20 protein-coding genes and 3 pseudogenes are annotated in these 20,245 nt (G+C 71.9%); 15 read left to right on the top strand and 8 right to left on the bottom strand.

What is annotated here, in order from left to right:
- Positions 1–223 precede the first annotated feature (223 nt).
- From ISU07_RS23695 to ISU07_RS00270, 6 genes and pseudogenes are all read left to right on the top strand, one after another.
- Positions 224–850: pseudogene (locus ISU07_RS23695) on the top strand (PhoH family protein); the annotation flags it as partial.
- Positions 839–1,642: pseudogene (locus ISU07_RS24600) on the top strand (LAGLIDADG family homing endonuclease); the annotation flags it as partial. The pseudogenes ISU07_RS23695 and ISU07_RS24600, both read left to right, overlap by 12 nt.
- A gap of 279 nt (positions 1,643–1,921) precedes the next feature.
- Positions 1,922–2,257, top strand: a pseudogene (locus tag ISU07_RS23685) (PhoH family protein); the annotation flags it as partial.
- A 55-nt stretch (positions 2,258–2,312) separates the two neighbouring features.
- The gene (gene ybeY / locus ISU07_RS00280) at positions 2,313–2,771 is read left to right on the top strand and encodes an rRNA maturation RNase YbeY (RefSeq protein WP_194705658.1); all 459 of its coding nucleotides are present in this window, start codon (positions 2,313–2,315) and stop codon (positions 2,769–2,771) included.
- 4 nt (positions 2,772–2,775) lie between these two features.
- Positions 2,776–4,068 carry a hemolysin family protein gene (locus ISU07_RS00275; RefSeq protein ID WP_194704763.1) on the top strand — a complete coding sequence of 431 codons (1,293 nt, stop codon included), beginning with the start codon at positions 2,776–2,778 and terminating at the stop codon, positions 4,066–4,068.
- A complete protein-coding gene (locus ISU07_RS00270) occupies positions 4,061–4,378 on the top strand; it encodes a cytidine deaminase (protein WP_194704762.1) in 318 nt (105 codons plus the stop codon). The genes ISU07_RS00275 and ISU07_RS00270 overlap by 8 nt, the downstream gene beginning before the upstream one ends.
- Positions 4,379–4,393: 15 nt before the next feature.
- Here ISU07_RS00270 and ISU07_RS00265 read toward each other — a convergent pair whose 3' ends face one another.
- Together ISU07_RS00265 and ISU07_RS00260 are read right to left on the bottom strand one after the other, a co-directional pair.
- Positions 4,394–4,534, bottom strand: coding sequence for a hypothetical protein (locus ISU07_RS00265; RefSeq protein WP_194704761.1), 141 nt, complete (start codon positions 4,532–4,534; stop codon positions 4,394–4,396).
- A gap of 10 nt (positions 4,535–4,544) precedes the next feature.
- Complete coding sequence (locus ISU07_RS00260) at positions 4,545–5,006, bottom strand: hypothetical protein (RefSeq protein ID WP_194704760.1); 462 nt, start codon at positions 5,004–5,006, stop codon at positions 4,545–4,547.
- 158 nt (positions 5,007–5,164) lie between these two features.
- On the opposite strand from ISU07_RS00260, the gene ISU07_RS00255 reads away from it, so the two are divergent.
- The 5 genes from ISU07_RS00255 to ISU07_RS00235 are packed head-to-tail and all read left to right on the top strand — an operon-like array spanning position 5,165 to position 11,797.
- Positions 5,165–7,159, top strand: coding sequence for a sensor histidine kinase (locus ISU07_RS00255; RefSeq protein WP_194704759.1), 1,995 nt, complete (start codon positions 5,165–5,167; stop codon positions 7,157–7,159).
- Positions 7,156–7,800: a response regulator gene (locus ISU07_RS00250; RefSeq protein ID WP_194704758.1), complete on the top strand. Its 645-nt coding sequence runs from the start codon at positions 7,156–7,158 to the stop codon at positions 7,798–7,800. Before ISU07_RS00255 ends, ISU07_RS00250 begins: the two co-directional genes overlap by 4 nt.
- A gap of 42 nt (positions 7,801–7,842) precedes the next feature.
- A complete protein-coding gene (locus tag ISU07_RS00245) occupies positions 7,843–9,147 on the top strand; it encodes a hypothetical protein (protein WP_194704757.1) in 1,305 nt (434 codons plus the stop codon).
- Positions 9,144–10,517 (top strand): FAD-binding oxidoreductase, encoded by a 1,374-nt coding sequence (locus tag ISU07_RS00240; protein WP_194704756.1) that lies wholly within the window; start codon positions 9,144–9,146, stop codon positions 10,515–10,517. Before ISU07_RS00245 ends, ISU07_RS00240 begins: the two co-directional genes overlap by 4 nt.
- A 14-nt stretch (positions 10,518–10,531) precedes the next feature.
- Complete coding sequence (locus ISU07_RS00235; protein ID WP_323742334.1) at positions 10,532–11,797, top strand: cyclopropane-fatty-acyl-phospholipid synthase family protein; 1,266 nt, start codon at positions 10,532–10,534, stop codon at positions 11,795–11,797.
- On the opposite strand, the gene ISU07_RS00230 is transcribed toward ISU07_RS00235, so the two are convergent.
- Both ISU07_RS00230 and ISU07_RS00225 read right to left on the bottom strand, forming a co-directional pair.
- Positions 11,725–12,795 carry a phosphatase PAP2 family protein gene (locus ISU07_RS00230; RefSeq protein ID WP_194704754.1) on the bottom strand — a complete coding sequence of 357 codons (1,071 nt, stop codon included), beginning with the start codon at positions 12,793–12,795 and terminating at the stop codon, positions 11,725–11,727. The genes ISU07_RS00235 and ISU07_RS00230 overlap by 73 nt on opposite strands.
- Entirely contained in the window at positions 12,786–13,517 is a 732-nt protein-coding gene (locus ISU07_RS00225) for a hypothetical protein (RefSeq protein ID WP_194704753.1), read from the bottom strand. Before ISU07_RS00225 ends, ISU07_RS00230 begins: the two co-directional genes overlap by 10 nt.
- 37 nt (positions 13,518–13,554) lie before the next feature.
- Between ISU07_RS00225 and ISU07_RS00220 the strand changes: the two genes are divergently transcribed.
- Both ISU07_RS00220 and era read left to right on the top strand, forming a co-directional pair.
- Entirely contained in the window at positions 13,555–14,328 is a 774-nt protein-coding gene (locus ISU07_RS00220) for a siderophore-interacting protein (RefSeq protein WP_194704752.1), read from the top strand.
- A complete protein-coding gene (gene era / locus ISU07_RS00215; protein WP_194704751.1) occupies positions 14,325–15,245 on the top strand; it encodes a GTPase Era in 921 nt (306 codons plus the stop codon). Before ISU07_RS00220 ends, era begins: the two co-directional genes overlap by 4 nt.
- Positions 15,246–15,270: 25 nt before the next feature.
- Here the strand turns inward: era and ISU07_RS00210 are convergent, their stop codons facing one another.
- From ISU07_RS00210 to ISU07_RS00200, 3 genes are read right to left on the bottom strand one after another with little or no spacing between them, the layout of a single operon-like run.
- Complete coding sequence (locus ISU07_RS00210; protein WP_323742333.1) at positions 15,271–16,122, bottom strand: septum formation family protein; 852 nt, start codon at positions 16,120–16,122, stop codon at positions 15,271–15,273.
- The gene (locus ISU07_RS00205) at positions 16,119–16,925 is read right to left on the bottom strand and encodes a septum formation family protein (protein ID WP_323742332.1); all 807 of its coding nucleotides are present in this window, start codon (positions 16,923–16,925) and stop codon (positions 16,119–16,121) included. Before ISU07_RS00205 ends, ISU07_RS00210 begins: the two co-directional genes overlap by 4 nt.
- Before the next feature lie 29 nt (positions 16,926–16,954).
- Positions 16,955–17,449 carry a flavodoxin family protein gene (locus ISU07_RS00200; protein WP_194704749.1) on the bottom strand — a complete coding sequence of 165 codons (495 nt, stop codon included), beginning with the start codon at positions 17,447–17,449 and terminating at the stop codon, positions 16,955–16,957.
- A 107-nt stretch (positions 17,450–17,556) separates the two neighbouring features.
- Between ISU07_RS00200 and ISU07_RS00195 the strand changes: the two genes are divergently transcribed.
- On the top strand, positions 17,557–18,126 hold the full coding sequence (locus ISU07_RS00195; protein ID WP_194704748.1) for a hypothetical protein: 570 nt from the start codon (positions 17,557–17,559) through the stop codon (positions 18,124–18,126).
- Between the two features lie 41 nt (positions 18,127–18,167).
- Positions 18,168–19,400 carry a serine hydrolase domain-containing protein gene (locus tag ISU07_RS00190; RefSeq protein ID WP_323742331.1) on the top strand — a complete coding sequence of 411 codons (1,233 nt, stop codon included), beginning with the start codon at positions 18,168–18,170 and terminating at the stop codon, positions 19,398–19,400.
- Here ISU07_RS00190 and ISU07_RS00185 read toward each other — a convergent pair.
- Positions 19,397–20,158: an SAM-dependent methyltransferase gene (locus tag ISU07_RS00185; protein ID WP_194704747.1), complete on the bottom strand. Its 762-nt coding sequence runs from the start codon at positions 20,156–20,158 to the stop codon at positions 19,397–19,399. The two genes, ISU07_RS00190 and ISU07_RS00185, sit on opposite strands and share 4 nt — an antisense overlap.
- Positions 20,159–20,245 lie beyond the last annotated feature (87 nt).

Below are 20,245 nucleotides of genomic sequence, written 5' to 3'. Positions count from 1 at the left end.
ATGGGTCCGCGCCGCTCATCGGCCGGGAGCCGGCCCGGCGGCCAAACGGGTGGGGCCGTCGCGAGCGCTCCCGTAGCATGGAACCTCTTCCCATCGCCGACGAGAGAGGCCGCCCGCCCGGGCATCCATGACCGACAGCCACCAGCGCGTGGACGACGAACCGAACCAGGTCGAGAAGACCGCAGGCACCAAGCACGTGGTCGTCGTCCCGAACAGCATCAACATGGTCAGCCTGCTGGGTCCCGGCGACGAGCACCTCGCACTCCTCGAGAAGGCGTTCAACGCCGACGTGCACGTGCGCGGCAACCAGATCACGCTCACCGGCGAGCCCGGTGAGATCGCCCTCGCGGAACGGCTCCTCGACGAGCTCGTCACGATCATCCGCACCGGCCAGGGCGTCACCGTCGAGACCGTCGAGCGGGTGCTGCACATGCTGCGCGCCGAGACGACCGAGCGGCCCGCCGACGTGCTGAGCCTCAACATCCTCAGCAACCGGGGCCGGTCGATCCGCCCGAAGACCCTGAACCAGAAGCGGTACGTCGACTCGATCGACAAGCACACGATCACGTTCGGCATCGGCCCGGCCGGCACGGGCAAGACGTACCTCGCGATGGCCAAGGCCGTGCAGGCCCTGCAGGCCAAGAAGGTCAACCGGATCATCCTCACCCGGCCCGCGGTCGAGGCCGGCGAGCGGCTCGGGTTCCTGCCCGGCACGCTCAGCGAGAAGATCGACCCCTACCTTCGCCCGCTCTACGACGCGCTGCACGACATGATCGACCCCGAGTCGATCCCCAAGCTGCTGGCGGCCGGCACCATCGAGGTCGCGCCGCTCGCCTACATGCGCGGTCGCGCCCAGCCGTACGACGCGAAGGTGCTGACACCCGAGGGCTTCCAACCGATCGGTGCTGTCGCCGTGGGAGACCTGGTCATCGGCTCCAACGGACTGCCGACGCCCGTCCTCGGGGTCTACCCGCAGGGAAGCAAGGACGTGTACCGGGTGACAGCCCAGGACGGCGCGACAACCTTGTGCTGCGGTGAACACCTGTGGACGGTTCGCACGCCCGAGGACAAGCGCGCCGGCAAGGTCCGAACCCTTGAGACGCGCGAGATGATCGGCAACCTCCGTCGCGGGCACGCTCGGCGGTTCGAGCTGCCCTTGCTGGAACCAGCCGAGCTGGAGCCGCAGCCGGTGCCGATGGACCCCTACGCCCTGGGTCTGCTCCTTGGTGACGGCTGCCTGACGACCAGCACGACTCCGTCTTTCGCCACGAACGACGCCGAGCTCGCCCTTGCCCTGGAGGAGCGACTTCCAGGCATCGAGGTCGCCCATCGCGGTGGAGTCGACTACGTGTTGCGCCATCGCAACGGTGGACGCGGAGGGCTGCGTATCGCGAACCCCGTCACCGTCATCCTGCGCGAGCTCGGTCTCGCGGGAACTCGGTCTGGCACGAAGTTCGTGCCGGACGTCTTCAAGCACAACTCGGCCTGGGTACGCCTGTGGTTGCTCCAAGGCCTGCTCGACACCGACGGTGGTCCGGTGACTCAGCGTGGCCGCACGTGTCGCATCCAGTACACGACGACCTCGCCTCGGCTGCGTGACGACGTCATCTGGCTGGTCAGGTCGCTGGGTGGGGTCGCGTATTCGCGCACGCGTCTGGCTGGCGGGCGTAGGCCGGGCCTGGCGAACGGGCGGGAAGTTGGCTACAACTCGGACGCCTTCGTCCTGGACATCAGGCTGCCGGAGGGTCTGCGTCCATTCCGCCTCTCCCGCAAGGCGGAGCGCTATGGCCAGCCGGGTGGCGGGCGGCCGACGAGATTCGTCGAGCGGATCGACTACGTCGGGCAGCAGGACACGCTGTGCATCCAAGTGGCCGCCGAGGACTCTCTCTACGTCACCGATGACTTCCTCGTCACGCACAACACCCTGAACGACTCGTTCATCGTGCTCGACGAGGCCCAGAACACCTCGCCGGAGCAGATGAAGATGTTCCTCACCCGGCTCGGCTTCGGCTCGAGGATCGTGGTGACCGGCGACGTCACCCAGGTCGACCTCCCTGGAGGCGTGAAGTCCGGCCTCAAGGTCGTCGAGGGGATCCTCGACGGCATCGAGGACGTCTCCTTCCAGCGGCTCAACGCCCACGACGTCGTGCGGCACCGGCTGGTCGGCAAGATCGTGGCGGCGTACGACGAGTTCGACGCCCGCAACGAGGTGGCGGTCCAGCGGGAGCAGCGCGACCACCGCGACCAGCGCCGGTGAACCCCGGCAGAGGGACCGGCAGAGGGGCCGCCAGATGGACCAGGACGACGCGCTCATGAGCATCGAGGTGCTCGACGAGTCCGGGCACGACCTCGACGTGCGCGAGCTCGCCCGGCTCAGCCGGTTCGTGCTGGACGTCATGCGCGTCCACCCGCAGGCCGAGCTGTGCATCAAGGCCGTCGACGAGTCGACCATCGCCGAGCTCAACGAGCAGTGGATGGAGAAGGAGGGGCCGACCGACGTGCTCGCCTTCCCGATGGACGAGCTGCGGCCGGGTCTCGTCAACGAGGAGCCCGAGGAGGGCGTCCTCGGCGACCTGGTGCTCTGCCCCGCGATCGCGGAGCAGCAGGGGGAGGCTGCGGGCCACGGCAAGGAGGCCGAGCTCGAGCTGCTGACCGTGCACGGGATCCTGCACCTGCTGGGGTACGACCACGCGGAGCCCGAGGACCACCAGGTCATGTTCGGGCTGCAGGACGACCTCCTCGCCCAATGGCGATCACGCCCGACGCCCTGACGCCATGACGAGTGCTGACATCTGGCTGCTGCTGACCGCGGCGGCGTGCGTCGTCCTGGCCGGCGTCTTCTCGGCCGCCGACGCCGCGCTGGCGGCGTTCAGCCGCGCCCGAGCCCAGGAGCTGGTCGCCGAGGGGCGGCCCGGTGCCCGGCGGCTGGTCGTGCTGCTCGACGACGCCCCGCGGTACCTCAACACCGCCCTGCTCATGCGCCTGCTCTGCGAGATCGCGGCCATCGTGATCGTCACCCAGCTCGTGCGCGACGCCTACGACGGCGCGTTCTGGCCCTCGCTGGCCACCTCGATCGGCGTGATGACGCTGGTCTCGTTCGTGGTCGTCGGCGTCGCCCCTCGTACTCTCGGCCGCCAGCACGCCCAGCGGGTCGCCCTCGCGACGGCCGGGCCGATCTCGTCGATCACCTCCGTGCTCGGCCCGATCCCGCGGCTGCTGATCCTCGTCGGCAACGCGATCACGCCGGGCCGTGGCTTCCGCGAGGGCCCGTTCTCGACCGAGACCGAGCTGCGGGAGCTGGTCGACCTGGCCGAGGCGTCGGCGGTCATCGAGTCCGGCGAGCGGAGGATGATCCACTCGGTCTTCGAGTTCGGCGACACCATCGTCCGCGAGGTGATGGTGCCGCGCGGTGACGTCGTCTACATCGAGCGCTACAAGAACCTGCGCCAGACGATGTCGCTGTTCCTCCGCAGCGGGTTCTCCCGTGTGCCGGTCGTCGACGAGAACCTCGACGACGTCGTCGGCATGGCCTACCTCAAGGACGTCGTCCGCCGGGACTTCGAGGCCCCGGACGTGGAGTTCACCCAGCGCGTCGACGAGATCGCGCGGCCGGCGTTCTTCGTGCCCGACTCCAAGCGCGTGGACGCCCTGCTCTCGGAGATGCAGGCCAACCGGCAGCACATCGCGGTCGTCGTGGACGAGTACGGCGGCACCGCCGGCCTGGTCACCATCGAGGACCTGCTGGAGGAGATCGTCGGCGAGATCACCGACGAGTACGACCCCGAGCAGGTCGACGTCGAGCGCCTCCCCGACGACGTCGTGCGGGTCTCGTCCCGTTACCCCATCGACGACCTCGACGAGCTCTTCGGCGTCGACGTCGAGGAGGAGGACGTCGACTCGGTCCTCGGCCTGATGGCCAAGCACCTCGGCAAGGTTCCGATCCCCGGCTCGTCGGTCGAGGCACACGGGCTGCGCTTCGAGGCCGAGCAGGCCACCGGGCGCCGCAACCGCATCGAAACGGTGCTGGTCAGCGCCGTACCCGCCCCCGAGGAGACCCCGGATGACTGACGCGACGGGTGAGCTGTCCCCTGAGGACGCCAAGCTCGTCGTCCTCGCCCGCGCCACGCTGGCGCGCACGGGCGCGGCCGAGGCGGCGGCGATCCGCGACCTCGACGGCCGCACGTACGCCGCCGCCGCGGTCGACATGCCCTCGCTGCACGTCTCCGCCCTCGGGGTCTGCGTCGCGATGGCCTACTCCTCGGGCTCCCGCGGCGTAGAGGCCGTCGTCGTGATGGGCGGCGGGTCCGAGCTGGCTCCCAACGACGCGGCGCTGCTGCACGAGTTCGAGGGCGACCACGTGGTGGTGCACCTGCTGTGACGACCTAGTCGCAGCTCATCTCGTCGCGCTCTGCTCGCTGCCGTCGAAGACCTCGGGCACCGAGACGCGCACGGCTCCGGCGGCCACGGCAGGGGCGGTGAGTCCGCCGCCGAGGCCCAGCAGCCCGACGGTGGCCAGCGTGCGGACGAACCTCATCGTGGCCACCTCAGCCGACGACACAGATGACGGCGGAGGCGACCAGGGCCAGGGCGCCGAGGAGCGCGGCGACCCCGGTCATCGCACCGAACCCGCCGACGCGGCGCCGGTGCTCGAGCGCGGTCGTGACGGCCACGGCGCCCAGCACGTGCGGCCAGCCGCTCCAGAACACGACGAACGTGGCGGCCGAGGCCAGGGCCAGGCCGAGCGCGTAGCGCGCCATCCGGTCCGGGTCGGCCGACCGGGCGCGGGTGCCCAGCCAGGTGGCCAGCGCGACGGCGGCGAGCACGATGCCGGCGTACGCGGCGACATCGCCCCAGCTCGTGGACGAGGACCCGCCCGGGTCGGCGTTGAGGTCGAAGACCTCGCCGGCGGTCATCGTGGCGGCGAAGAGCGCGGCCCCGGTCAGGGCGGCCGGCAGCGGTCGGGGCAGCTCGCGGCTTCCCGGTCGGGTCTGGGAGATGGCGGTCATGGTGATCCTCTCGGTCGTGGTGACGTGGTCCACCCAGGGCACCAGTGACCGGCCGCGCCCACATCGGCCGGCGATCGCACCGGGGCCGGGAGATCTGCCCGGGCGGCCCGGGACGCCGGACCCGGGACACCACGCCCCGAGCGGTCCACACTGCTGCCATGCCCGACCCTCGGACGCTGCGCCTCGGTGGCTGGGCGCTGGCCGCGCTGGCCCTCGCCGAGCTGGTGAGCGTGCCGTTCTCGATCTCGGGCGGCGTCTACGAGCGACCGGGAGTGGTCGGGGAGCCGCCCGGGTGGCTGGTCGCTGTCGTCGTCCCTGCCTTCGTGGTGTCCGGCGCCGTCCTCGTGCACGTGCGGCCGCGCAACGTGATCGGCTGGCTGCTGCTCGTCTCCGGGCTCTTGCAGGTCACCAACGTCGCGGCCGACGCCTATGGCACCCGGGCCCTGACGGACCCGGACGGGTCCCTGCCGTGGGGGCTCGCGGGCGCCTGGGTCGCGTCGTACACCTGGTTCCCCTCCTTGATGCTGCCGGCCCTCGTCCTGCCGGCGCTCTACCCGACGGGGCGCGCACAGGGACGCTACTGGCGCTGGCACGTACGGATCGCGGTCACGGGGATCGTGGCCGCGGTGGTCTTCGTCGCCGTGGGCGGGGCGGTGGACGACACCGTGTCCTTCGCCCGGATGCCGTGGCAGCTGCCCGGCTGGCTCGGGTACGTCGTGGGGATCCCCGTCGTCGTCCTGCTCGGCGCCGCTGCGATCAGCGTCCTGGTGGGAACGCTGGTCCGGGTCGTCCGTGCGGTGAGCCCGGAGCGCCAGCAGCTGCTGTGGCTGCTGGCCGTGGTGGTGGCCATGATCGCGACGGTCTTCGTGTCCAGCCGCTGGCTCTTCGCGCTGTCGTACTCCCTGGTGCCCGTGGCGGTCACCGTCGGCGTGCTCCGCTACCGCCTGCTCGGCATCGAAGTCGTGCTGCGCCGCACGCTCCTGTACGTCCCGCTCACCCTGCTCGTCGCCCTGGTCGTCGGGGGTCTGACCACCATGCTGGCCCGGTTGACGCCCGACGGCCCGCTGCCACTGCTGCTGTCCTCGGCGGTGGTCGCGGTGCTCGTCATCCCGGTGGCGAGCCGGCTGCGCGTGCTGGTGGACCGCTTCGTGCGCGGCCGACCGGCGGACCCGCTCGGCGTGGTCGACCGGGTCGGCTCGGGACTCGAGGCCGCCCACGAGGACCCGGTGGCCTCGATGCTGGAAGCGGTCGCGTCCGCCACCGGCTCGTCGTACGCCGAGGTCGACGGCCCGGACGGGCACCGGCTCGCGGTCGTCGGCCAGCAGGCGGACGGGACCGCCGTGCTGCCCCTGCGGCACGCCGGCGCCGACCTCGGCACCCTGACCATCGGGCCGCGACCGGGCGGGCTGCGGGTCACCGAACCCGACCTGCGGATGGCGAGCGTGCTGGCGCCGCACCTCGCGGTCGTGGTGCGCTCGCAGGCGCTGACCCGCGAGCTGGAGCACGAGCGGACCCGGGTCGCGGCGGCCACGTCGAGCGAGCGCGACCGCCTGCGGCGCGACCTGCACGACGGCCTGGGGCCGTCCCTGTCCGGCATCGCCCTGGGGCTCGAGGCGGCGTCCGGCGCGCTCGAGTCGGACCCGGCGGCGGTCGCGCCCCTGTTGCTGCGGACGCGCGAGGAGGCGGCAGCGGCCGTGCGGGAGGTACGGCGGGTCCTCGACGGGCTGCGACCCGGGGCGCTCGACCTCCACGACCTGTCCGGCGCGGTGCGCGACACCGCACGATCTCTCGGGATGGGCGCGTCAGGCGGCCCGACGTTCGAGCTCCGGGCCGAGCCGCTCCCGGACCTCAGCCCCGCCGTCGAGGAGGCAGCCTTCCGGATCGTCGCGGAGTCGTTGACGAACGTGGCCCGGCACGCGGGAGCCCGCCACTGCGCCGTCACGCTCGCCCGCGCCGACGGCCACCTGCGCATCGCCGTCGTGGACGACGGTCAGGGGCCGAACGGCAGCGACCGCCACGGGCACGGACTGGAGTCGATGCGCCGGCGCGCCTCGGACCTCGGCGGAAGCGTCACGGTCGGCCCGGCGAGCCCGCGAGGTACGTCCGTCGACGCCGTACTGCCTCTGGCCGGCGCGGCGGTGAGCGCGCCATGACGCTGCGCCTCGTGCTGGCCGACGACCACCCGATGTACCGCTACGGGCTGTCCGCCGTCCTCGACCAGGCCGACTCCGTCGACGTGGTGGCGTCGGTCGGCGACGGCGAGGCGCTGGTCTCGGCCGTCCTGGAGCACGAACCGGACGTGGTGATCACGGACCTCTCGATGCCCTCGCTCGACGGCGTCGCCGCCACCCGCCGGCTGCTCGAGCTGCGACCGGCCCTGCCCGTGCTGGTGCTGACCATGCACGAGGACGACGAGCACGTGTTCACCGCGCTGCGTGCGGGGGCCCTGGGCTACCTCGTCAAGGGCTCGGACGGGGAGGAGATCCTGCGTGCCGTGCACTCCGTGGCCAGTGGCGAGGCCGTGTACGGCGCCTCCGTCGCCCGCCGGATCGTCTCCTTCTACGCCGGTCGCAGCGAGTCGTCGGCCGCCGAACGCGCGTTCCCCGACCTCACCCCGCGCGAGCTCGAGGTGCTGGAGGTGCTCGCCACCGGTGCCCGCAACCACGAGATCGCCCGTCGCCTCGGCATGTCGGAGAAGACCGTCCGCAACCACGTCTCCCAGGTGCTGGCCAAGCTCCAGGTCCCGGACCGCACCGCTGCCGCCCTGCGGGCCCGGGAGGCGGGGTTGGGGTAGCGCGCGGAGGAATCCCTGGAAGCTCGCCGGTAACGTCGGAGCGTGACCGTCACCGACCCGTGGGGGCTGCCGATCTCGTGCGCGGCCGAGGTCGCGCCGATGTACGGCGAGGCGCTGCGGCGCTTCCACGACCAGCGGTCCGGCGAGGCCGAGCGACTGGCCGAGGTGGTCCGGCAGGACCCCGGGTTCGCGGTCGGGCACGCGACGGCGGCGCTGATGGCCGCGTTCGGCAGCGAGGACTTCGACGCGCAGGCGGAGATGAAGGCGGCCGAGGAGGGCCGGGCCGATCACGACTGGGAGCGGTCGTTCGTGGCCGCCACCCGCCACCTGGTCGACGAGGGGATGTGGGGTGCGCAGGGCCGTTGGCTCGCCCACCACGACGCGTACCCCGCCGACCTCGTGGGCATGACGGTCGCCGCGTTCACGCTGCTGATGGACACCGACCCCGAGCACGAGGCCGAGGCCAAGCGCCGGCTCGAGCGCACCATGGACACCGTCGAGGAGGACCCAGCGCTGCTCGGCTTCCTGGCCATGTTCGAGCAGGACTTCGGGAACCTCGACCGCGCCCACGAGCTGGCCCAGAGGTCCCTCGACCTCGACCCCACGGGCTTCGCCGGCGGGCACCCGCTGTCCCACGTGTACTTCGAGACCGGCGACCACCAGAACGGCCTGGCCTGGCTCGACCCGTGGCTCGCCACCACCGACAGCGAGGCCACGTTCAAGGGACACCTGGTCTGGCACGGCGCCCTGCACGCCCTGGCGCTCGGCGACGGGGAGGGCGCGTTGGCGCGGTACCCGCACTGCGGCGGCAGCAACGCCGGCGGCATGCTCATCGACGGCCCGTCGCTGCTGTGGCGCTGCCAGCTCCTCGGGCACGTGCCCAGTGGTACCGACCCCCTCGACCCTCGCGTCAGCACGCTGGCCGCGCCGCTGATGGACAAGGTCCCCTTCACCTTCGTCGGCGTGCACGTCGCCCTCGCCCTGGCGACCGCCGGGGACGCCGACGGGCTGCGCCAGTACGCCCACAACGCGCGCGGCTTCGACGCACCGGGCGCCGCCGAGATCCTGCCCGGGCTGGCGAACGGCCTCGCGGCGTACGTCGAGGGCGACCACGCCCGCGCCGTGGAGATCCTGCTGCCGCTGGAGCAGCGGCTCTGGCAGGTCGGCGGCTCGCGCGCCCAGCGCGAGGTCTTCGAGGACACGCTGATCCACGCGCTGATCCGGGCCCAGCGGTACGACGAGGCGGCCACCCGGCTGCAGGTCCGGCTCGACCGGCGGGAGGGTCCGCTGGACCAGCGCCTCCTGGCGGAGACCGTCTCCGGGGGACACGCTATTTTGGACCCGTGACTGCCGGGGAAAGTGCCTGGACCCTGCACGCGGCAGCAGTCGATCGACTGCGCGCGTCGTACGCCGCCATCCCCTCCGGCCAGCCGGTCCGGCTGGCCAAGAAGACGTCGAACCTCTTCCGGCCGCGCAACGCCACGCACGCGCCCGGCCTCGACGTCAGCGGCCTGGACGGCGTGATCTTCGTCGACCCGAAGAACCGCACCGCCGACGTCGCCGGCATGACGACTTACGAGCACCTCGTGGACGCGACGCTGCCCTACGGCCTGATGCCGTTCGTCGTCCCGCAGCTGCGCACGATCACCCTCGGCGGAGCCGTGTCCGGGCTCGGCATCGAGTCGACCAGCTTCCGCAGCGGACTTCCCCACGAGTCCGTGCTCGAGATGGACGTGTTCACCGGAGCCGGCGAGGTCGTCACCACGCGGCCCGGCGAGGAGCTGTTCGACGCCTTCCCCAACTCCTACGGCTCTCTCGGCTACGCCACCCGGCTGCGCATCGAGCTCGAGCCGATCCGCTCCCACGTCGCGCTGAGGCACATCCGCTTCGACGACGCCGGGCTGCTGGCCAAGACGATCGCGATGATCACCGAGACCCGCGAGTACGGCGGCGAGCAGGTCGACGGCCTGGACGGCGTGGCCTTCGAGCCGGGGGAGTACTACCTGACCCTGGCCCGCTGGAGCGACCACCCGGGCGCCGGCGCGACGGCCAGCGACTACGCCGGCCAGCAGATCTTCTACCAGTCGATCCAGCAGCGCGAGACCGACCTGCTGACGACCTACGACTACCTCTGGCGCTGGGACACCGACTGGTTCTGGTGCTCGGGCGCGTTCGGCGCCCAGAACCCGCGGCTCCGCAGGGTGTGGCCGCGCCGGTACCGCCGCTCGGACGTCTACTACCGGATGGTCGGCTGGGACCACCGCTTCCACATCGCCGACAAGCTCGACAAGCGAGCCGGCCGTCCGCTGCGCGAGCGGGTCATCCAGGATGTCGAGATCCCGGTCGACCAGCTCCCGGAGTTCCTCGACTGGTTCGACGCCGAGGTCGGCATGCGGCCGGTCTGGCTGTGCCCGCTGAAGCTGCGCCGGCGCGAGTGGCCCACCTATCCGCTGACGCTCGACACGACCTACGTCAACGTCGGCTTCTGGGGCACCGTGCACGTCGGTCCCGGCCGCGAGGACGCCCCCATGAACCGCGCCATCGAGGCCAAGGTGCACGAGCTCGGTGGGCACAAGTCGCTGTACTCCGAGGCGTTCTACGACCGGGAGACCTTCGACCGGCTGTACGACGGCGCCCACCTGGCCGCGGTGAAGCAGACCTACGATCCCGACAACCGGCTGACGAGCCTCTACGACAAGGCAGTGAGAAGGCAATGACCCAGAGCAGTGGATTGAAGATCGGAGACGCCCTCGGCATGCTCCTCACCCAGGAGCTGCCCGGTCGGTTCACGTTCTACGACGGCAGCTCCGTCGGCACCGGCGAGGTCCCGATCACGGTGAACCTGAAGAACCGCCGCGGGCTGGCCTACCTGCTCACCGCGCCCGGTGACCTCGGGCTCGCCCGTGCGTACGTGATGGGCGATCTCGACATCGAGGGCGTGCACCCCGGTGACCCGTACGACGCGCTGGTGCTGCTCTACCGCAACCTCAAGTTCCGCGCGCCGACCCCGGCCGAGGCGCTGCAGATCGTGCGCGGACTGGGCTGGTCGAACCTCAAGCCGCCGCCGATCCCGCCGCAGGAGACGCTCCCGCGCTGGCGTCGTACGGTCGAGGGCCTGCGCCACTCCATGGGCCGCGACGCCGAGGCGATCCACCACCACTACGACGTCTCGAACCGCTTCTACGAGATGGTGCTCGGCCCCTCGATGACCTACACGTGCGCGGTCTACCCGCACGAGGGGGCGACGCTCGAGGAGGCGCAGAACTACAAGTACGACCTGATCGCGCGCAAGCTCGACCTCAAGCCCGGCATGCGACTGCTCGACGTCGGCTGCGGCTGGGGCGGCATGGTCCGGTTCGCCGCGCGCGAGTACGGCGTGAAGGCGCTCGGCGCGACCCTCTCGGTGGAGCAGGCGTCGTGGGCGAAGGAGGCCATCGACCGCGAAGGCCTGGCCAACCTGGCCGAGGTGCGCCACTCCGACTACCGCGACGTGCTGGAGTCCGACTTCGACGCGATCAGCTCGATCGGGCTGACCGAGCACATCGGCGTGCGGCAGTACCCGGCGTACTTCGGCTTCCTCAAGGACAAGCTGCGCCCGCAGGGCCGGCTGCTCAACCACTGCATCACCCGCCCGCACAACCGCAAGCAGGAGACGGGCGCGTTCATCGACCGGTACGTCTTCCCCGACGGGGAGCTCACCGGCGTCGGCCGCATCATCACCGAGGCCCAGGACGTCGGGCTCGAGGTGATGCACGCCGAGAACTTCCGGCTCCACTACATGCGCACCTGCGCCGCGTGGGGCCAGAACCTCGTCGACAACTGGGACGAGTGCGTCGCCGAGGTCGGCGAGGGCACCGCACGGGTCTGGGGCCTCTACATGGCCGGGTCACGCATGGGCTTCGAGCTCAACGAGATCGAGCTCGATCACGTGCTCGCGGTGAAGACCGGCTCGGACGGCGTCGACGGGTTCCCGCTCCGCTCCAACGACTTCCTCTGACGTCGTCGGCGCACCGCGCCGAAGGCCATCAGGACCACCAGCGCGTACGCCGCGCCGGCGACCTCGTCGAGCACGTAGTGCTCGCCGGCGTACGCCAGGCTGAAGCACATCATCAGCGGGTAGACCGGGAGCAGGAACCGCCACGGCCGGCGCACGCGTGACCACCAGAACACCGCGGCCAGCGTGGCGAAGGCGACGTGCAGCGACGGCATCGCGGCGACCGGGTTGACCAGGTGCTGCCCGAGCGTGAGGGCCGAGCCGACCATCCGCAGCCCGATCTGCTCGAAGCCCTCGGACGTCAGCCGGAGCACCGGCGGACCGCCCAGGTCGCCCTGCGTCGAGGCCAGCCACGGCGGGGCGGTCGGCAGCAGCACGTACGTCGTCAGGCCGGCCACCGCGAGCGTCACGACCGCCGACATCCAGCGCCGGAACTCCAGGCGGTCGCGCATCCAGAGCACCACGGCGGTCACCGGCGTCACGAGGTAGTGCGAGGAGTAGACGAGGCTGACCACGATCGCGAACCACGGGATCGCGCTGCCGTCCACCGGCCCGGGATGGAGGTGACCCTGCAGCCACTGGGTCGGGGTGGTGTCGTGCGCACCGAACAGCCCGGCGAACCAGCGGTCGAAGTCGATCGGCGCGCGCACCTGGAGGGGCAGGCCGAAGGCGTTGTGGACGTCGTGGGTGGGGTAGTCGCGGGCGGCCATCTGCGCGTCGGAGTACGGCGACGCGAAGCCCCGGCTGTAGTCGTAGGCCAGCAGCACCGCCTGGAACGGCAGCCAGTCGAGGAGCATCCGGCCCCAGGCCCGCCACCCCATCCCGAGCAGCCCGATCGACAGGAAGCCGGTGGCCAGGGCGGCCAGGCCGAGGCGGTCGGTCGGGATGCCGAACAGGACGACGAACCCGGTCAGACCGACCGCGAACCCGACGTACGCCCAGCGCCTGCGTGCCTGCCAGGCGTCCTCGTACGCCGCGGGCTGCTCCTGGGTCACAGCCACATCAGGTCGTCGGGGCCGCCGTCGTCGCGCGGCGGGTCGGTGATCACCGGCGCGGGCCGGCGACGGCGCACGGTCCGCGCGGCGCGGCCGGCCACCAGGCCGCCGACACCCTCCCGGCCGGCCCTGAGGCGGGTCAGGTCCTTCGGTGAGGGGCCGACCGGCATCCGCTTGGGTAGCACCCAGGCGCTGACCAGCCAGGTCGGCAGACCGAGCAGGGACAGCACGCGGGTCAGCCGCTCGGACTCGATCTCCTCCTCGGGGTCCAGGCCCTCGGCGAGCAGCTCGGCCAGCTCCTCGCCCACCTCCGGGCGGCCGCAGGTCTCGGCGAGCGCCGCGGCGCCCTCGACGCCGATCGGCTCGTCGAGCACGTCCCAGGCGGCGCCGGGCTCGCGGGACGGGTCGCTGACGTACCTCGCCACCTCCTGCCCTCCGGACCACGCCACGATCGCGAGCTGCCGGTCGTCCAGCACGCGCACCGCGAGCACCGTGGCACCGGTGCCGGCGACGGACTCCCCGACCTCGACCACTCCGCGGCGACCCTGGGCGACGGCGTCCTCGGCGTACGCGGCGACGGCGACGACCCAGCCGTCCTCCGGGGGCGCGACCCAGCCGCTGAAACCGATCTCCTGCAGCACCGCCAGGAGCGCGTCCCGCTCCGACCGCGCGACGACCGCGGCGTAGCTGTAGCCGGACGGCCCTTCGGGCTCCGAGCTGACGGTCACGCGCAGCAGACTAGTCGCGGGGCACTAGCGTGGTCGGGTGACTGCCAGGGCCCGCGAGTACGCCGCGACCGTGCTGCGCCGCGAGCGCGTGTCCGCGCACCTGGTCCGCCTGGTGCTCGGCGACCTGCGCGGCCCGGACGCCTTCGGCTCGACGGGGATCCCCGACGAGTGGGTCGGCCTGGTCGTGCCCGGGCAGTTCCAGTCGCGCTACTACACGGTCCGCTCCTGGGACGGCGCCGAGCTGGTGCTGGACGTGGTCGTGCACGAGGAGGGCCTGGTCACCGAGTGGGCGTCCCGCGACTGCACGGGCGAGACGGTGACCATCCAGGAGGCCAAGGGGTCGTTCGCGATGCCGGACGCCGCCGCCTGGCTGCTGCTCGTCGGCGACCTGACCGCGATGCCGGCCATGGCGCGGATCCTGGAGAGTGTCCCGGTCCCCACGCGGGTCTGGGCCGAGGTCGCCGACGACCTCTCCGGCTACCTGCCGGACGGCGCCGACGTCACCTGGCTGACGCCGCCCGGAGAGGGCGAGTCCGCCCTGGCCGCGGTCGTCGAGGGGATCGACTGGCCGGAGGGCGACGGGTACTTCTGGATGGCGGGGGAGTCCGCCCAGATGCGCGCGATCCGCAAGCACCTGATGCGATCCGTCGGCCTGCCGAGCACGGCGTACGACGTGATGGGCTACTGGCGCGGCAGCGGTCGGCGACAGCCGCGTGCGGTCGACCCGGGCCCGATCTGGCGAGCCGGCAAGGCGACCGGGAAGTCCGACGAGGAGATCTGGGCGGCGTACGACGCGGAGGTGTCCCGATGACGGAGCCGTACCGGTCCGGGTTCGTGTCGTTCGTCGGCCGACCGAACGCCGGCAAGTCGACGCTGACCAACGCCCTGGTCGGCCAGAAGGTCGTGATCACCAGCGACAAGCCGCAGACCACGCGGACGGTGGTGCGCGGCATCGTGAACCGTCCCGACGCGCAGCTCATCCTCGTCGACACCCCCGGACTGCACCGTCCGCGCACGCTGCTCGGCGAGCGGCTCAACGACCTGGTGAAGACGACGCTGTCCGAGGTCGACGTGGTCGCCGTCTGCTTCCCGGCCAACGAGAAGATCGGGCCGGGCGACCGGTTCATCGTGCAGGAGATGGCGAAGGTACGTCGCACGCTCAAGGTGGCGGTGGCCACCAAGACCGACCTCGCCACGCCCGAACAGATCGCCCAGCACCTGCTGGACATCGCGGCGCTCGGGGACTCCACGGGGACCACGTGGCAGGAGGTGGTCCCGGTGTCGGCGGTCTCCGGCAGCCAGGTCGAGCTGCTCGCCGGCCTGCTCACCGCGATGCTGCCCGAGGGGCCGCAGCTCTACCCCGACGGCGACCTCACCGATGCCCCCGAGGAGATCCTGGTCGCCGAGCTGATCCGCGAGGCGGCGCTGGACGGCGTGCGCGACGAGCTCCCGCACTCCATCGCCGTCGTCGTCGAGGAGATGGGCCTGCGCGAGGACCGGCCCGAGGACAAGCCGCTGCTCGACATCCACGCCAACCTGTACGTCGAGCGCTCCTCGCAGAAGGGCATCGTGATCGGCCACAAGGGCGCCCGCCTGCGCGACGTCGGCTCGCGTGCCCGCCAGCAGATCGAGGCGTTGCTGGGCACGCCGGTGTACCTCGACCTGCACGTCAAGATCGCCAAGGACTGGCAGCGCGACCCCAAGCAGCTCAGGAAGCTCGGCTTCTGACGACACCTCCTCGATCAGGGGGGCGTCAGGCGGGCGCCCAGCAGATGCCGTAGTGCTGGCCCTTCGCCCACTGGTCGGCCGTCGGCCACTCGTAACCCCAGCGGTAGTTGAGCGGGTCGTCGGCGACGCCGGCGGCGGCGTCCTGGCAGGGCTGCTGGCCGGCGGCCCTGGCCTGTTCCACGCCGGGGTACGCCGCGCCGGCGATGTCGACGGTCGAGAGCGCGCGCCAGGAGTGTCTGCCGGAGCAGATGACCCTCCGGAAGTCCGCGGTGCCGGGCTCGGCGGTGCCGCACATGGCGTACCGCTCGCGCGCCAGCGGGCGGCCCAGCACGCCCTGGAGCCGGCCGACCAGCGGGGCGAGGGTCTCGTCGGCCGCGATGGCCACGGCGTCGCAGCGGTACCAGTCGGCGCCCTGGTCGGACTGGCTCAGGCTGGGCGTGAACCAGACGGGACGCAGCATCGTCAGCCGTCGGGCCTCGTCCGTGCCGCCGACGAACCCGGCGAACGCCTTCGGGCAGGCGTCGGCGACCTGCGCCTGCACGTGGTCGGAGTCGACGGACAGCAGGTGTCCGTCCACGACGCTGTCGAGCTCGCCGACGCTGAAGGTGATCGCCGTGTGGGCGTGGTCGCACGGCACCGGCTTCCCGTGGGCCACCGGGGCGACCGCGTCGTCGTAGCGGTAGGCGTAGCAGGCCCGGTCCTTCGGGCGCGGGACGGCCTTGGCCGTGGCCGGGGTCGCGCTCGACGGGCTGGTGGGGGAGTCGGTGGCCGATGAGCCGCCGTCCGGACCCGGCGGCGTCGTGCCGGCACCGGACTCCCCCGACGAGCAGCCGGCCAGCAGGAGGGCCGCCGCGGCCAGGGCCAGAGCGCGTCTCACTGGCTCGTCTTCGCCCAGCACACCGACCGGCGGTTGCCGGCCTTCCACTCGGCCTCGTGGAACCAGGTGTAGCCGTAGTCGTAGTCGACGGGGTACCCGAGCCACGCGGCGACCGACTTCGAGCAGTAGTCGCGGGTGGTCTTCTCCGCGGCCGCGTCGCCGGGGTAGGCGTCGTCGGGCTCGCCCAGCTTGATCGTCGACACCGCGCGCCAGTCGTGCGCGGTCGAGCACGGCACCTTGACCGACCCGTCGACCGTCGGCCCCTCCGCGCAGACCAGCCACTTGTCCTCGGTCTGGGCCAGCAGTCCCTCGACGTCCGGCGGCAGGTCCACCAGGCGCTTGCTCTGCTCGTTGCCCCCGACGACGTCGCAGCGGTACCAGCGCGCCCCGTCGTCCCAGGCCGGCTTCGACGGCCTGAACCAGGCCCACGTCAGGATCGTGCGCATGGCCAGGCTCTCGTCGGCGCCGAGGTACTCCATGAACGCCGACGAGCACTGGTGGAACGCGAAGTCACCGACCTCGTCGGAGTCGTAGTCCGCGTCCTCGAGCGCGTCGGGCAGCGAGCCCACGTCGTAGGTCTGCGCCGTGTGCTTCTCGCTGCACTCGACGGTCTTCGTGGCGTTGCTCGCCTGGGCGATGTCGTCGGTCGTCAGCAGCCGGCAGGCCCCGAGGTCCGGCGCCTCCACCGCGTCCACCTGCTTCGGGTCGACGTCCGGCGGCAGGTCCTCCTTGCACCCGGCCAGCACCAGCGCCGTCACCACCGCCACGAGGGCAGCGGCAGCACGACGGGCGGGACGGGTCACGGGGGGCGATCCTACTGAGGGGTCGTGGGTCACCCGGCGGCCAGCAGCGCGGCCAGCGTCGCGCCGAGCTCGTACGCCCCCGCGAGCTGTTCCTCGCTCGGCTCGCCCAGCACCTCGAGCACCGGCGCCGCCTGCCGCCAGGGCAGTGCGCCCACGATCGTCTCCACGCTGCGCACCGCGCCGGTCGTGTCGTACCGCCCGTGCACGAACAGCCCCCACGGCCGCTTGCCCCGGCCGGTCGGTCCGTCGGCGGCGGACCCGTCGTCGCTCAGGGCACCGCCCGCCTCGAGGAAGATCGTGTCGAAGAAGTGCTTCAGCGCCCCGGACATGTACCCGAAGTTCGCCGTGGTCCCGAGCAGGAACCCGTCCGCGGCCAGCACGTCGTCGGCGTGGGCCTCGAGGGCGGCCCGCACGACGACCTCGACCCCGTCGATCGCCTCGTCGCCCGTCCCGGCCACGACGGCGTCGGCCAGCCGTCGCACCGTCGGCGTCGGCGAGTGGTGGACGACGAGCAGGCGGGCCATGCGGCCGACGCTAGCCCGGCCGGACCTCGCGCCTCAGGGTTACCACGGATGCCCGGCGACGGAGCCGGACCTAGCGTCGTGCGGAACACCGACACAGGGGGTTCCAGATGACACGTCATCGATCTGCTCGCACGACTCTCGGGATCCTCGTCACCACGGCCGCCGTGGTGGCTCTCACCGGTTCGCCGGCATCTGCCCGGATCATCGACGGTGACAGCTTCGACGACCACATCACCGGCACCAACACGAACTTCTGCGGCGTCGCCGGCCTGGACGCGACGTTCGACGTCACGGTGACCGGTCGCTTCAAGGTCAACGAGCGCGCGCCGGGCGGTGCCGCCTACTACTTCGAGAAGCGCCGGGTCGTGAACGTCCTGACCGATCCCGCGACGGGCTGGACGGTCACCGACATCTCGCCCAACATCCTCGACAAGGACCACTCGATCGTCGACAACGGCGACGGCAAGACGATCACCATCGTGGAGCTGCTCACGGGGGGCAACCGAACCCTCGGCCACGACGGTCACCTGATCGCGAGCAACGCCGGCCAGATCCGGTTGGAGATCGTCTACAACTACGTCGACGAGACGGAGGTCTCGAACACGCTGATCTTCGGGTCCACGGGCACCAACGACGACTTCTGCGAGGCCGTGCTGGCCGACTGGGGCTACAACTGACGAATCTCCCGTCCGGGAGAAGGGCGGCTACCGTCGAGTAGGTGACTGCTCGACGTGCCGCCCTGTCCGGACTCGCCCTGCTGGGCGTGGTCGCGATGGCGGCGTGCTCGGCCGGCGACGAGTCGAGCGAGGCGCTCGCCGTCCCCGAGAGCCGGCTCACGTCGGCCGCCACGAGCGCCGCCACGACGAACGACGACGGCTTCCCCGCACCGCCGAGCGACCTCCCGACGAAGGCCGCCGACGGCACCCGCTTCCCGGGTGCGGAGTGGGTGCACGCCGACCCGGCCAGTATGGGGTTCGACCCGAAGGTCCTGCGACGCATCGCACGTGCGGCCAAGCCGTCCCAGACCACCTGCCTGCTCGTCGCGCGCAAGGGCAAGGTCGTGGGGGAGTGGAACTGGCTGGACTTCGCGCCCGACCAGCCGCGCGAGGTCTACTCGATGACCAAGTCGGTGACCAGCACGCTCGTCGGCCAGGCACAGGCCGACGGCGACCTCGACATCGACGACCCCGCCAAGCAGTACGTCGAGGAGTGGCGCGGCACGAGGTCCCGGACCGTCACGATCCGCGACATCCTCAGCAACGACAGCGGCCGCTACTGGGACGCCGGCACCGACTACGGCCAGCTGCCCCAGGCGTCCGACCGCACGCAGTTCGCGATCGACCTGAAGCAGCAGTACCCGCCCGGGAAGGTGTGGGCGTACAACAACGCGGCGATCCAGACCCTGGACCGGGTGATCTCCCGGGCGACCGGCGAGCCGACGCGGGACTACGCCGAACAGCGGCTGTTCGGACGGATCGGCATGACCCACACGCGGATGACCGCCGACCCCGCGGGCAACACCAACACCTTCTTCGGCGTGCAGACGACGTGCGAGGACATGGCCCGCTTCGGCTACCTCTTCCTGCGGCGGGGCCGCTGGGGTGACGAGCAGGTCGTGCCGAGGTCCTGGGTCAAGGCGGCCGTCGGGCGACCCAGCCAGGAGCACAACGCGGCGTACGGCTTCCTCTGGTGGCTCAACCGCTACGGGCCGGTCATCGGCCCGCTCGCCACCGACGCCCCCGGCCAGCCGGAGCCGCCGGTCGGCCGGATCATCCCCGGCGCCGCGGCCAACCTCTTCACCGCGCAGGGCCTGGGCGGGCAGACCGTCCTGGTCGACCCGGGGTCCCAGACCGTGGTGGTGCGCATCGGCCAGTTCGTCCCCGGGGGAGAGGACCTCTACGGCGCTCGCGACGCCGCCCGTTTCGTCACCGAGGCGCTGGTCGACCCCTAGACCGCCAGCAGCTCCAGGTACCCCAGCCCGAGCACGCCGCGGTACCCCGAGAAGTACGCCGTGCGCTGGCGGTCGGCCAGCTCCCTTACCTGCGCGACGTCCGGGTCGTCGGCGTCGTGCTCGGCGAGCCAGCGGGCGTACGCCGCGGCGTACCCGCTCTCGAAGACGTCCCACTCGTCCAGGCTCGCCTCGTGGGCGGCCAGCGGGGCGAAGCCCGCGGCCACGGCGAGGTCGACGACCTCGCCGAGGGTCCGGAACTCGTCCTCGCGTCCGGCCAGCGGCGCGATGGCCGCCGGCGTGGGCGGGCTCGACCAGATGCCGTCGCCGTAGACCACGCGGCCGCCCGGCGACACGAGCGCGCGCAGTGCGGCGAACGCGGCGGCGTACGGCAACGGCTGCGCCTCCTCGACGGGGGCACCCCACACCTGGGATGCGCCGATGCAGATGACGGCGTCCCAGCCGCCGGCGAGGTCGCGGGCGTCGTCGACGTGCAGGTCCACGCGGTCGGTCAGCCCGCGCAGGACCGCCACCGACTGGCCGTGGGAGATCGCTTCCTGGTCCAGGTCGATGCCCTCGCCGACGGCGTCCGGGACGGCCTCGAGCACGCGCAGCAGCAGGGCAGCCCATCCGCACCCGATGTCGAGGACGCTGCCCGGCTGCCCTGCGGCGAGGAAGGACACCAGCCGGTCCGCCCGCTGCTCCGACAGCGGGGCCATGTACGTGAGGTCGTGGTGGGGCGGCGTGAAGGTCAAGCTCACGCCCACAGTGTGACAACCGGTCGCGCCGTCCACGGGTACCCCGTTATGGTGACGGGGTCATGAGCGTGCGCCTCCTCCTCCTTCCTT

It is taken from the genome of Nocardioides islandensis, from assembly GCF_015352455.1.
GTDB classification, from domain to species: Bacteria; Actinomycetota; Actinomycetes; order Propionibacteriales; family Nocardioidaceae; genus Nocardioides; species Nocardioides islandensis.
The sequence above is the reverse complement of the archived record's forward strand: the minus strand, read 5'-3'. Positions and strand labels throughout refer to the sequence as shown.